The following is a 12,486-nucleotide window of genomic DNA, read 5'->3' as shown; positions in this document are numbered from 1 at the left end:
CGGCACGTTGCGCAGGATCGCCAGCGCCCTGTACAGCTGCCCGCACACTTTCTCAGACCTATTCGTCGAACGCCGCGAGCAGATCACGGTAGCCGCTCAACACGCGGTCCACGAACACGCTCCCGTCCTTCTCGTGGTAGAAGATCAGGTAGCTCCTCACCGGGAAGCTGCGAACCCTGGCCGCTATCTCGGGCCGCTCCCTCCCGATCTGCGGAGAGTCGGCGATGAGCCCGCACTTCTCGAAGATCGTGTCGACGAGGCGATCGGCGGCTTCGAGGCTGTCTTGCGCTACATAGAGCCAGATCTCGTCCAGGTCCGCCCTGGCTTGTCGCGTGAGAACCAGGCTCGTCATTTCGATTTTCTCTGCGAGGAAGCGAGCCGCTCGCGGCCCCGGCGCTTCACCGTGCCGATCGCCGCGGCGTCGAGCGTCTCGACCTCTCCCGCCTCGGCCTGCGCGACGCCGAGCATCACCTCTTTTCGCAGCTCTTCGAGCTTCATCTTCCGCAACTCTTCCTGTTGATCGAGCAGCCGCAGCGCGGCGCGGACCACCTCGCTCGCGGATACGTACTCTCCGGAGCTGATCCTGTCGCGGATTCGCGCCTCCTGTTGCGGCGTGAGCGAGACGTTGAGCGTCATGGTTCTCTCCCTCTTCGAGTTGTTTCCCTTCTCAAATATGGCGAGGCGAACAGGGTCTGTCAATCATTGCCAATTTTTGACACTCGCCGCATCGACAAGGCGTCACTTCTGATACGGCACGTTGCGCAGGATCGCCAGCGCCCTGTACAGCTGCTCGACGAGCACGAGGCGCGCGAGCCTGTGCGGGAGCGTCATCTTCGAGAGGCCGAGCCGCAGCCCCGCGGCCTCCTTGATCTCGGGCGGCAGGCCGTCCGGGCCGCCGATGACGAGCGTCACCTCGGAGAGCCCGCGGTTCATCCAGCCGCCGACGAGAGCCGCGAGCTCGCGCGACGAGAGCTGCTCGCCGCGCTCGTCGAGCGCCACGAGGAGATCGCTCCTCGAAGCCTCGCGCCGCATCCGCTCGGCGACGCGCGCGTCGGAGTCGATCTTGAGGACGGTCTCCTCGAACGGGACGAGCTTCCGGATCCGCGCCGCGTACTCGGCGACGAGCGGCGCCGCCGGATCGGAGCGCTCCCTGCCGACGCTGACGAGCTTGAGCCGCACTTGGGGTCGGGGCTCAGGCGCCCGAGGCGGCCCGCAGCGGCACGCGGGCCGCGTCGATCCACAGCCCCTCGAGGTCGTAGAACCCGCGCGTGTGATCCTCGAAGACGTGGAACACGACGTCGCCGTAGTCCATGAGCACCCACTGGTTCGCCTCGCGGCCCTCGACCCCGAGCGGGTAGACCTTCAGCTGCTTGAGCGCGATCTCCACCGCCGTCGCGATCGCGTCGACCTGCCGCTCCGAGCGGCCGGAGCAGATCACGACGTAGCTCGCGTAGTCGACCTTGGTCCCGACGTCGATGATCTCGATGGTGATGGCTTGCTTGTCGAGGGCTGCGCTGGCGATCTTGAGGGCCAATTCCTTCGCGTCCAAACTCTACCTCTCCTCGGTCCGCCTCGGACCACGGCGTGGCGTTCGCCCACCGCCTGCGTTCGAGCATAACAGCTTCCGCAGCCGGTCACAAACAGACGGCGCGGCCTCTCCGGGCGACTCCGGGCGACTTGGCAGCCGGCTTCGGAGAGTGCTAGCCTGTCGTCGCATCGCGCGAGTCGAGGAGCGCCCATGACCCTTTTCGTCGCCGGATTGATCTTGCTCGTCGCGGGGTACTTCTTCTACGGCGGCCTCGTCGCCAGATCCGTCGCCCCGGACCCCGGCCGCCCCACCCCGGCCATCGCCTGCGCCGACGGCGTCGACTACGTGGCGATGCCGACCTGGCGCGTGTTCCTCATCCAGCTGCTCAACATCGCGGGGCTGGGGCCGGTGTTCGGCCCGATCCTCGGGGCGATGTGGGGGCCGCAGGTCTTCCTGTGGGTCGTTCTCGGCTCGATCCTGGGCGGCGCGGTCCACGACATGCTCGCGGGCGCGGTCTCGGTGCGCAACAACGGCGCGGGCCTGCCGGAGATCATCGGCCGCCACCTCGGGCCCTTGGCCCGCCACGCGACCACGCTGTTCATCCTCGTCCTGATGGTGCTCGTGGGCACGGTGTTCGTGAAGGGCCCGGCCGGGCTGATCGTGCAGATCCTCCCGGCCGAGACCGTCGGCGGCTGGCTCGGGCCGGGCGCGGTCGAGGCGCTCGGGGCGCAGTACCAGGGGAGCTCCTTGTGGATGTGGATCGTGATGGGTTTCATCTTCACGTACTACGTCTTCGCCACGATGCTGCCGATCGACAAGCTGATCGGGCGGGTCTACCCGTTCCTCGGGGCCTGCCTCCTCGTGATGGTGGTCGGCCTGCTGGGCGGGATCGTTTTCGGGAGGATCCAGCTGCCCGAGCTCACGCTCGCGAACCTCCACCCGGACGGCGTCGCCACCTGGCCGATCATCTTCATCACCGTGAGCTGCGGCGCCATCTCCGGGTTCCACGCCACGCAGAGCCCGCTCATGGCCCGCTGCCTGAAGAGCGAGCGGCGCATGCACCTGGTCTTCTACGGCGCGATGATCACCGAGGCGCTGATCGCGCTCGTCTGGTCGGCCGCCGCGTCGGGGTACTACGGCGGCGTGGACGGCCTCGTCGAGGCGCTCGGTCCCGGGCGCAACCCCGCGCTGGTGGTCAACGAGGTGTGCGTCGGCACGATGGGCGTGGTGGGCGGCGTGCTGGCCGTGCTCGGCGTGATCGTGCTGCCGATCACCTCCGGGGACACCGCGTTCCGCGCCGGCCGCCTGATCGCGGCGGACTACCTGAAGCTGCCGCAGCGCAGGATCGCGAACCGCTACAAGATCGCCCTGCCGATGTTCGCGATCTCGCTCGTGCTGAGCTTCGTCCCCTTCGGCCTGATCTGGCGCTACTTCGGGTGGGCCAACCAGACGCTCGCGGCGGTCACCCTGTGGGCCTGCGCCGTGTACCTCGCGCGGCGGGGCCGCCTGTGGTGGATCGCGGCCTTGCCGGCGTCCTTCATGACGGTCATGACGGTGACGTACATCCTGGTGGAGAGCCGCAAGAACGGCTGCCTGGGGCTGGACCACACCCTGGGGACGGGCATCGGCCTCGCGGTCGGGCTCTCGGTGCTCGTCGCGTTCATCGCCTCGGCCGGGCGCCTGCGCCGCCAGGGAGAGCTTCCGCCCCTCCCTCCGCCGAACGCCGGCGGGGACGACCCGCCAAGACCGCCGATCTCCGGCCTCCTCTGATTCGAGCGCGCGCCGTCTTGACCGCTATGTCTTATTGGGCATAACTCGTGCAGCGGCGCTTGTGCCGAGAATCGAGGTGCACATGAAGAACATCCCGAGCCTGATCCTCCTCTGCGTTTCCGTCACCGCTTGCGGCGCGAGCGGCGGCTGTCCCCCGGGCGTGCCCGCGGCCGGCGCGGGAGAAGAGGCGCACGCCACACCGACGGCCGAGGATGCGGTCGCGCTGAAGGTCGAGGGGCTCGTCCGGACGCCGATGGCGTTCACGACGGACGAGCTGCGGCGCCTCGAGCCGATCTCGGCGCGCGCGAACGAGGTGCACAGGGACGGCGAGTTCCACGGCTCGTACACCGTGCGCGGCGTCCCCTTGCGCACGCTCCTCGACCGGGCGGTCATCGACAAGGGCCCGTCGGGGTTCGACAAACCGCTGGATCTCGCGTTCGTCCTGATCGGCGCGTCCGGGAAGCGCGCGGTCGTCTCCTGGGGCGAGGTGTACTACCGCAACGCGTCCGAGACGCTCGTCGCGTTCGAGTCGAAGCCGGTGATGCCGCACAAGCCCTGCGAGCGGTGCCACGGGCCCGACGAGTACCGGGAGCGCCTCGACGTCCTCATGCGGACGCCGGTCTTCCCCAAGCTCGTCGCCCCCCGCGACTTCTGGGGCGACAGGTTCATCGAGGGGATCTCGAAGATCGAGGTGGTCGATCCGAAGCCCGTCCCGGCGACGGATCGCCCCGTGAAGCGCGAGGGGCACCAGAAGCTCTGGGCGGAGTCGACGGCGATCACCGTGCCCGGCAAGGAGGAGATCGTGCTCACGAGCCTCGACGGGTACGCGCGCGTCGAGGTGCGGGCGATCCTGGCGGGCGACGGGATCGGCTACCACGGGACGCGGCGCTACGCCGGGGTCGCCCTGTCGGAGCTGCTCGCGAAGGCGGGCGTCGAGCCGGATCCGGCGACCGCGCTCCTCCTCACCGCGCCGGACGGCTACCGCGTGCTGCTCTCCTCCGCGGAGATCTTCGACGCGCCGGCCGCGTCGCCTATCCTCCTCGCGGATCAGGAGAGCGGGACCGCCATCGACGACGGCGGCAGGTTCCACCTCGTGCTGCCCGGGGATCACGCCGCGGACAGGTGGCTCAGGTCGGTCGCCCGCATCGAGGTCGTGAAGCTCTAGGTTTCGGCTGGCGTTCGGGCGCGTGCTCTACAGGGCGTGCGCGTAGATGACCGCGAGGTCGTCGACGTTCATGCAGCCCGGGAGAGCGAGCGTGCCGTCCCAGTGCAGGTTGCGGCTCACGGGCTCCACGCCGCCCTGATCCGCGTCCTCCGCTCCCATCGGCACGATGTCCGTGCAGTTCCCGCTCTCCTCGGGGCTCCAGCCGTCGCCCGCCTCGAAGTCCAGGGTGTAGTCGGCGAGGTCGCCGGAGGCGATCCCGGCCTCGGCCAGGATGTCCGACAGGAGGACGACGTCGAAGTCGCCGTCTTCTTCCGTGGTGATCGAGGTGGTCGTGAGGTCGCCGAGGTCGACCTCGACCGGGCCGGCGTCGCCGACGACGACGTCGAGCGAAGCCGCGGTGCCGCCGTCCGCGTCGGAATCGGTGTCGGAATCGGAATCGGTGTCGGTGTCGGTGTCGGAATCTGTGTCGGTGTCTGTGTCGGTGTCTGTGTCGGTGTCGGTGTCGGTGTCTGTGTCGGTGTCGGTGTCGGCGCTGCCGCCGCCGTCGTCGTCGCCGCAGCCGAAGGCGCCGAGCGCCGTGAACAGAACCGCAACCATCCAGGACGTCATACGCATCTTTCCCTCCTCGATTGTCGGACGGCGAAAACCGCGGTTGCGGGGCGCCGTCCGTGCATGATACTTCCCTCCGAGACGATATGCTCGGAGAGACACAGCGTCACTACCAGAAACCCGAACGCCGTGTCAAATCCGGGACACGAGGTGAGAACATGTCGAAGAAGATCCGTGCAACCGCCGCCGTCCGCTCCGCCGCCGCCGCGCTCCTCGTGCTCGCCGCGACGTACGGGGCCTGCAAGGGGGAGGAGAAGGCGCCGCCCGCCGAGAAGCGCCCCGTCATCCTCGCGACCACGACGAGCACCGTCGACACGGGGCTGCTCGACGCGCTCGTCCCGGCGTTCGAGAAGGAGAGCGGCTTCGAGGTGAAGACGGTCGCGGTCGGCACGGGCGAGGCGCTCGCGATGGGGCGCAGGGGCGCGGCCGACGTGCTGCTCGTCCACGCGCCGGCGGCCGAGGAGAAGCTGATGGCCGAGGGGTTCGGCGCGCGCCGCCTCGCGGTCATGCACAACGAGTTCCTCCTCGTCGGGCCGCCCGACGGCCCCCTGGGCGCGAAGGCCGCGTCCGCGGCCGAGGCGCTGAAGAAGATCGCCGAGGGCAAGACCGTGTTCGTCTCGCGGGGCGACGACTCCGGCACGCACAAGAAGGAGATGGCGCTCTGGAAGGCGGCGGGGGTCACGCCCGAGGGCGGCTGGTACGTCGAGGCGGGGCAGGGCATGGGCGCGACGCTCACCATCGCGAACGAGAAGCGGGGGTACACGCTCACCGACTCGGGCACCTTCTACTCGATGCAGAACGTCGACCTCGCGGTCGCGGTGGAGGGCGATCCGCTGCTCGCGAACCCGTACCACGTCATCGAGGTCCGGGCCGAGGGCGTCAACGCCGAGGGCGCGCGGGCCTTCGCCGACTACATCGTCGGCGCCGCCGGGCAGAAGCTGATCGCCGGGTTCGAGAAGGGCGGCCGCAAGCTGTTCACGCCCGACGCGGGGAAGGTGCGCCCCGGTCCCTAGAGCCGCAGAGGCGCGTATCCCTCGAGCTCGACGAAGGCGGCGCCGGGGGGCGGCGCGGGGAACAGCACGATCCCGCCGGCCGCGCCCGCGAACGGCTGGAACCGGCCCTCGACCGAGCGCAGCTCCGCCCTCGACGCGTCGCGGAGGACGATCCGCCGCGCCGGGCCCGAGGGGGCGGCCGGGAGGAGGATCGCCGGGCCGAGCGCGACCGTGCCGTCGCCGCGGTCGAGGACGATGCGCCACGGCTCGTCGCCCGGCTCTGCGCCCTTCGCCGCCTCGTTCACGTCGACGATCCGATCGTACAGGGCGAGGTAGTGGAAGTCGCTCACCCAGTCCGGATCGCAGTAGCTCATGAAGTCGTACGCCGCGCTCGACATGAGCTGCCCGGACTCGTCGTCGTAACCGAAGACGCCAGTCGTGCCGTCGGCGTGCGGGAACGCGGGATCGGCGTCCGACGTGCCGCACGGCGCGTGCCCGAGGCCGTGCGCGTGGCCGACCTCGTGCACCATCGTGTCCGCCGCGACGTCCCCTCCGAAGCCGATGCCGATGCTGGAGCGCAGCCACGCCGACCCCGCGTCCGGCGCGAGGTAGCTCAGGCCGAGGACGCACCCCCCGCTGCAGTACGAGCCGAACGCGTCCGCGGGCTCGAACAGCCCGTAGTAGTACTCCTCGAACGCCGCGCTGTCGGAGTCCCGGAGTTCGGTGATCGCGACGAGCAGCTCGCCCCACCCGTCGCCCCCCGGGAGCACCGCCCCGTCCCAGTCGAACGGCTCCCGGGCGGTCACGCTGACGGCGCCCGTCGGGTACATCGACTCGAAGCGCGCGGCGAACGCGGCCAGCGCGCCCGGCGAGGTGTCCGGCGTGCGGCCCGAGCCGTCGGCGTTGTACCGGATCGGCACGACGACGACCTCCACCGGCGCCTCGGGCGCGACGATCGGGATCTCGGCGCTCCCCTCCGCGGGCCACACCGCCTGCGGCTCGCCGCCGTTCGGATCCGCGTAGCCCCCGTTCTCGCGGAGCCGGAAGGCGCACTCGGGCCCCTCGGCGACGTGCTCGCCCGGCACGACGAAATTGATCGTCGAGTCGAGCTCCTGCTCGCTCGGGTTGTCCTCGATCACGAGCTGGTAGGAGACGGCGTCCCAGCCCACGCCCGGCGCGTCGTACTCGAACTGGGCCCAGGTCGAGCGGTAGTCCCAGCCGACGAGGAGGTGGTGGTAGATCCGGATGAGCGCCGGCTTGCCCGGGACGATCGGGATCGCCGGCTCGACCTCGCCGAGATCCGCCATCAGGTCCGTGCACACGGTCTGGCAGAGCTGGATCCGGTCGATCCGGACGCCCGTCGCGAGGGTGCCCGGCCCGGAGGCTGTGTCCGCGCCGGTGTCGTCGGTGTCGTCGGTGCTCGTGTCCTCGCCGGAGTCCGGCTCCCGCGCGGTCGCGGGGGCGCCGCACGCCGCCACGACGGCCCAAGGAGCGAGGAGGAACAGGAGGAGGCGGCGCCGGTCGAAGTGTCTACGCATATAAGGTTGATGTACATGCGCAAACGGGTCTAGACAAGGAGCGGCGTCTAATTCGTCTTGCGACGTCATACGGATCGGGTTCCTAGAACCACCGTCTCCGGGGAGAAGGAGAGGACCGCGTGGCCGAGCAGCGCTCCGAGAACGAGGGGCTCCGGGAGATCCTCACGGCCGACAAGCGGCGCTCCCGCTGGAGGCGCGTGCTCGTGGGCGTCATCGTCCTCGCGCTCGCGGGCGTGGCGGCGTACGTCGGTCTGCGCCTCTTCGGCGCCGGCGCCGGGGAGGACACCCCGCGGTACAAGACGGCCAAGATCGCGCGCGGCGATCTCAAGGCCTCGATCACCGCCACGGGCACCGTCGAGGCGCTGAACACCGTCGAGGTCGGCGCCGAGGTCTCCGGGAAGATCGCGGCGCTCCACGCGGACTTCAACGACGGCGTGACCGCGGGCCAGCTGCTCGCGGAGATCGATCCGGAGCAGGCGGAGGCCTCGGTCGCCGAGGCGAAGGCGCAGGTGCTCGCGGCCCGGGCCGGCGTGGCCAAGGCGAACGCGACGCTCGTCGCCGCCCGCCTCGAGGCCGAGCGGTCGGAGTCGCTCGCGGAAAAGGGGCTCGTGTCGAAGAAGGAGCTCGAGACCGCCGTCTCCAGCCACGAACTGGCGAAGGCCTCGCGTGAGTCCGCGCGGGCGTCGCTCGCGCTCTCCGAGGCCTCCTACGCCTCCTCGAAGACCAAGCTCGGCAAGACCCAGATCGTCGCGCCCATCAGCGGCAACGTGCTCTCCCGCGAGGTCGAGGTCGGGCAGACGATCAACGCCGGCATGCAGACGCCGGTGCTGTTCACGATCTGCGAGGATCTCGGCCACATGCGCCTTTCTTCGAGCGTCGACGAGGCCGACATCGGCGTCGTCAAGGAGGGGCAGGCCGCGACGTTCACCGTGGACGCGTACCCGGAGCGGACGTTCGTGTCCGAGGTCGAGTCCGTGCGCAACGTCGCCACGGTCTCGAGCAACGTCGTGTCGTACGAGGTGCTCCTGTCCGTCGACAACAGCGAGCTCCTGCTCAAGCCGGGCATGACCGCCTCGGTCGAGATCGTCACGCTGCTCCTGCCCGACGCGCTGCTCGTGCCGAACAAGGCGCTCCGGTTCAAGCCGTCCGACGCCGCGCCCGCCAGGGGCGGCCCCCCGACCGGGCTCCCGTTCCTCGGCGGAGGGCGGGGCGGCAAGGGCGGCGACAAGCCGACGAACCGGGCGTCGCTCGAGAAGCTCGGCAAGCTCGACTCGCGGCAGGCCGTCGTGTGGGTGCTCGAGGGCGGGGCGCTCAAGCCGGTCGCGGTCGAGAAGCTCGCGACGGACGGGGCGAACACGGCGGTGGAGAGCGACGCGCTCGCGGAAGGCGCGCTCGTCGTCACCGATGTCGTCGAGGCAGAGGGAGGCGCGAGGTGACGTCGCCCCCCGCGGCGGACGGGCAGCGAGGCGATCCGCTCATCGAGCTGCGCGACGTGCGCCGCGTGTTCGGCAAGGGCGACTCGGCGGTGCGGGCGCTCGACGGGATCGACCTCGACGTGCGGGAGGGCGACTACCTCGCGGTGATGGGCGCGAGCGGCTCCGGCAAGTCGACGTGCATGAACATCGTCGGCTGCCTGGATCGGCCGACGTCGGGGAGGTACCTGTTCGCGGGGGTCGACGTCGGCACGCTCGACGCCGATCAGCTCGCGCTCCTGCGCCGCCACAGCATCGGCTTCATCTTCCAGGGGTTCAACCTGCTCTCGCGCACGTCGGCGATCGAGAACGTCGAGCTGCCGCTGATCTACCAGCGCGTCCCGGCCAGGGAGCGGAGGTGCCGCGCCCTCGAGGCGCTCGACCAGGTCGGCCTCTCGCACCGCGCCAAGCACGCGCCGAACGAGCTCTCGGGCGGTCAGCAGCAGCGCGTGGCGATCGCGCGGGCGCTCGTGACCAGGCCGCGCCTCGTGGTCGCGGACGAGCCCACGGGCAACCTCGACTCCGCGACGAGCGTCGAGGTGATGGAGATGCTCGTCCGCCTCAACAAGGAGCGCGGGATCACGATCGTCATGGTCACGCACGAGGAGGACATGGCGGAGTACGCGAGCCGGATCGTCGTGTTCGTCGACGGCCACATCACGCGGGACTCCCTGTCCGGGGACGGCCCCGTGGGGCGCGACCGTGTTTAGCAACATCTTCGTCATGTCGCTCCGGGCGATCCTCCGCAACAAGATGCGCTCGTCGCTCACGATCCTCGGCATCGTGATAGGCGTCGGCGCGGTCGTGGCGCTGGTGACGATCGGCCAGGGCGCGACGGCCCAGGTGCAGAGCCAGATAGGCGCGCTCGGAACGAACCTCCTGACCCTCCAGTCCGGCGCCGAGCGCCGCCCCGGGGAGGCGCGCGCCGCCGCCGACCCGTTGGAGATCGGCGACGCGACGGCCATCCGGAGCGAGATCGACGGGATCGCCGCCATCGCGCCCGTGGCCTCCTCGAACGCGCTCGCGGTGAACGCCAACGTGAACTGGCAGACGTCGATCACCGGCACCACCGCGGAGTACCTGGAGTGCCGCGGCTACAAGCTGGCGAGCGGCCGCGTCTTCTCGGACGGCGAGGAGTCGAGCGGCGCCCTGGTCTGCGTCGTCGGCGCCACGGTCGTGAAAGAGCTGTTCGCCGGCGAGGATCCGGTCGGGCAGAGGATCCGCGTCGGCAGGATCTCGTGCTCGGTGATAGGCGTCCTCGCGGCCAAGGGGCAGGCCGCGATGGGGATGGACCAGGACGACATCGTCCTCATTCCCATCCGCGCCTTCCAGCGGCGCGTCGCGGGCAACGACGACATCTCCCGCATCGAGATCTCCGTCGCCGAGGGGCGTTCCACCGGGGCGGTCCGGACCGGGATCGAGTCGCTCATGCGCGATCGGCGCAGGGTGGAGCCGGGCGGCGAAGACAACTTCCGCGTCCGCGACATGGCCGAGATCGCCTCCGCCATGGCGGGGACGACGACCATCTTGACGACGCTGCTCAGCGCGATCGCCGCGGTGAGCCTCCTCGTCGGCGGCATCGGGATCATGAACATCATGCTCGTGTCGGTCACCGAGCGGACTCGCGAGATCGGCATCCGCCTCGCGATCGGCGCGACCGGGTCCGAGGTGATGACGCAGTTCCTCGTGGAGGCGGCCGCGCTGTCTGGCCTCGGGGGGCTCATCGGGCTCGCGCTCGGCAACCTCGGGGCGTTCATCGCGACGCGCTCGCTCGAGATGCCGTTCTCGCCGTCCGCGATCGTCGCCGCGATCGCGTTCGTCTTCTCCGTGCTCGTCGGCATCGTTTTCGGATACCTGCCGGCCAAGAGGGCCTCCAGGCTCAACCCCATCGAGGCACTTCGCCATGAGTGACAGACGTCTTTTCACGGGCATCTTCGCGGCGCTCGCGCTGTCGGGCGCCGTCGCCGCGGCTGGGGAGACCGCCCAGGAGCGGATCGTGCGGTCCGACCGGGCCGTCGGGCTCGCGGCGGCGCACAACGGGGATCTCCGGGCCGCGCTCCTCGAGGAGAGGCGCGCCTCGGTCGCGGTCACGGCCGAGGAGGGGCTCCGGCCGTTCACGCTCCAGCTCGACGGCGGCTACACGCACAGCTCGTCGCCGGCCGTCGGTGCGGACGGCGACGTCGACTTCCGGACCGGGAACCAGCTGGCGGTCGGCGGCCAGGTGAGCAAGACGACGGCCGCGGGCACTCAGGCGGCGGTGCGCGTCGAGGGCGCCAGCCAGATCGACAACCCGGACTACGGGCTCAACGCGCGGCTGAGCGTCACGCAGCCCATCCTGCGGGGCGCCGGCAAGGAGGTCGGCGAGGCGAGCCTGCGCCAGGCGCAGAACGCCGAGGTCTCGGCGCGGCTCGCCGCCCGCAGGACCGCGAGCGCGCTCGCCCGCGACGTGCTCGACGCCTACTGGGAGCTCTGGTACGCCGAGCGCGCCCTCGAGATCGACGCCCGAGCGAGGGACGTCGCGAAGACGTCGCTCGAGGAGACGCGGATCAAGATCGAGCAGGGGGCGGCGGCGGAGATCGACGCGCTCCAGTACGAGACGCACCTCGCGTCGCTCGAGGAGACGGTCGTGGCCGCGGAGGCGGACGTGAGGCGGCTCTCGGTGCAGCTCGCGACGCTCCTCGGGCTCGCGCGCGAGGTGTTGCGGGTGCGGCCGGATCCGGGCGAGAGCCCGCCGCTCGCGGCGTCGGACCCGCCGGCGGACGAGGCGCTCCGGGCGGCGCTCAGCGACGCGCCCGAGATCCGGGAGAGCGCGGCGGCCGTGACCGCGGCCGAGGAACGGGCGCGGACCGCCGGCGAGGCGATGCGGCAGCGGCTCGATCTCGTGGGCTGGATCGGCGCGCAGACCCTCGGCTACCAGGAGGTCCCGCCCGCGTTCACGCAGTTCGGCGACGGGGCGGCGTACGCGGGATACGTCGGGCTCGTCTACGAGCTGCCGATGAGCGACACGCGCAAGGACGCGCAGCGCGCGTCGGCGAAGGTGGACGTCGAGATCGCGAGGCAGCGGCTCGTCACGACCGGCGATCAGGTCCGCGCCGAGGTGGCGATCGCGCTCGAGAAGTGCGCGAGCGGCCGCAAGAGGCTCGCCCTCGCCGAGCAGACCCTCGCGGTCGCGCGCAGGCTCGCCGAGGCGGAGCGCACGCGGTACGACCTCGGCGTGTCGATCTTCATCCAGGTGCGCGACGCGGAGGAGGCGGAGCGCGAGGCTCAGCTTCGCACCGTGCGGGCGCGCATCGATCTCATGCAGGCCCAGATCGAGCTCGACCACCTCACCGGCGCCCTGCTCGCGCGGCTCGGCCGGTTGCCGCAGCCCACCATCGGCGGCTGAACACGTCCCCGCTTCTGCGACATCGGG

At 70.7% G+C, this 12,486-nt stretch carries 13 protein-coding genes; 7 read left to right on the top strand and 6 right to left on the bottom strand.

Annotated features, from left to right (window positions below):
* Positions 1–58: 58 nt before the first annotated feature.
* The 4 genes from M0R80_06255 to rsfS all read right to left on the bottom strand — a co-directional run bounded on the left by M0R80_06255 (position 59) and on the right by rsfS (position 1,549).
* Positions 59–352, bottom strand: a complete 294-nt coding sequence (locus M0R80_06255) for a type II toxin-antitoxin system RelE/ParE family toxin (protein ID MCK9459223.1) — start codon at positions 350–352, stop codon at positions 59–61.
* The gene (locus M0R80_06250) at positions 349–636 is read right to left on the bottom strand and encodes a type II toxin-antitoxin system ParD family antitoxin (protein MCK9459222.1); all 288 of its coding nucleotides are present in this window, start codon (positions 634–636) and stop codon (positions 349–351) included. The genes M0R80_06255 and M0R80_06250 overlap by 4 nt, the downstream gene beginning before the upstream one ends.
* A 102-nt stretch (positions 637–738) precedes the next feature.
* Positions 739–1,179, bottom strand: coding sequence for a 23S rRNA (pseudouridine(1915)-N(3))-methyltransferase RlmH (locus M0R80_06245; protein ID MCK9459221.1), 441 nt, complete (start codon positions 1,177–1,179; stop codon positions 739–741).
* Between the two features lie 13 nt (positions 1,180–1,192).
* Positions 1,193–1,549: a ribosome silencing factor gene (gene rsfS / locus M0R80_06240; GenBank protein MCK9459220.1), complete on the bottom strand. Its 357-nt coding sequence runs from the start codon at positions 1,547–1,549 to the stop codon at positions 1,193–1,195.
* A 189-nt stretch (positions 1,550–1,738) separates the two neighbouring features.
* On the opposite strand from rsfS, the gene M0R80_06235 reads away from it, so the two are divergent.
* Positions 1,739–3,298 carry a carbon starvation protein A gene (locus tag M0R80_06235; GenBank protein MCK9459219.1) on the top strand — a complete coding sequence of 520 codons (1,560 nt, stop codon included), beginning with the start codon at positions 1,739–1,741 and terminating at the stop codon, positions 3,296–3,298.
* Between the two features lie 82 nt (positions 3,299–3,380).
* Positions 3,381–4,463 carry a hypothetical protein gene (locus M0R80_06230; GenBank protein ID MCK9459218.1) on the top strand — a complete coding sequence of 361 codons (1,083 nt, stop codon included), beginning with the start codon at positions 3,381–3,383 and terminating at the stop codon, positions 4,461–4,463.
* Positions 4,464–4,490: 27 nt separating this feature from the next.
* Here the strand turns inward: M0R80_06230 and M0R80_06225 are convergent, their stop codons facing one another.
* Positions 4,491–5,078 carry a hypothetical protein gene (locus M0R80_06225; GenBank protein ID MCK9459217.1) on the bottom strand — a complete coding sequence of 196 codons (588 nt, stop codon included), beginning with the start codon at positions 5,076–5,078 and terminating at the stop codon, positions 4,491–4,493.
* 152 nt (positions 5,079–5,230) lie between these two features.
* Between M0R80_06225 and M0R80_06220 the strand changes: the two genes are divergently transcribed.
* The gene (locus tag M0R80_06220) at positions 5,231–6,085 is read left to right on the top strand and encodes a substrate-binding domain-containing protein (GenBank protein MCK9459216.1); all 855 of its coding nucleotides are present in this window, start codon (positions 5,231–5,233) and stop codon (positions 6,083–6,085) included.
* Here M0R80_06220 and M0R80_06215 read toward each other — a convergent pair.
* Positions 6,082–7,602 carry a M66 family metalloprotease gene (locus tag M0R80_06215; GenBank protein ID MCK9459215.1) on the bottom strand — a complete coding sequence of 507 codons (1,521 nt, stop codon included), beginning with the start codon at positions 7,600–7,602 and terminating at the stop codon, positions 6,082–6,084. The two genes, M0R80_06220 and M0R80_06215, sit on opposite strands and share 4 nt — an antisense overlap.
* Positions 7,603–7,721: 119 nt before the next feature.
* Here M0R80_06215 and M0R80_06210 point away from each other — a divergent pair, with 119 nt between their 5' ends.
* The 4 genes from M0R80_06210 to M0R80_06195 are packed head-to-tail and all read left to right on the top strand — an operon-like array spanning position 7,722 to position 12,459.
* A complete protein-coding gene (locus M0R80_06210) occupies positions 7,722–9,038 on the top strand; it encodes an efflux RND transporter periplasmic adaptor subunit (protein MCK9459214.1) in 1,317 nt (438 codons plus the stop codon).
* Entirely contained in the window at positions 9,035–9,784 is a 750-nt protein-coding gene (locus tag M0R80_06205) for an ABC transporter ATP-binding protein (protein MCK9459213.1), read from the top strand. The genes M0R80_06210 and M0R80_06205 overlap by 4 nt, the downstream gene beginning before the upstream one ends.
* A gap of 13 nt (positions 9,785–9,797) precedes the next feature.
* Positions 9,798–10,985, top strand: coding sequence for an ABC transporter permease (locus tag M0R80_06200; protein MCK9459212.1), 1,188 nt, complete (start codon positions 9,798–9,800; stop codon positions 10,983–10,985).
* The gene (locus tag M0R80_06195; GenBank protein ID MCK9459211.1) at positions 10,978–12,459 is read left to right on the top strand and encodes a TolC family protein; all 1,482 of its coding nucleotides are present in this window, start codon (positions 10,978–10,980) and stop codon (positions 12,457–12,459) included. The genes M0R80_06200 and M0R80_06195 overlap by 8 nt, the downstream gene beginning before the upstream one ends.
* Positions 12,460–12,486: the final 27 nt, after the last annotated feature.

The organism is Pseudomonadota bacterium (genome assembly GCA_023229365.1).
Classification (GTDB): domain Bacteria; phylum Myxococcota_A; class Polyangia; order JAAYKL01; family JAAYKL01; genus JALNZK01.
The sequence above is the reverse complement of the archived record's forward strand: the minus strand, read 5'-3'. Positions and strand labels throughout refer to the sequence as shown.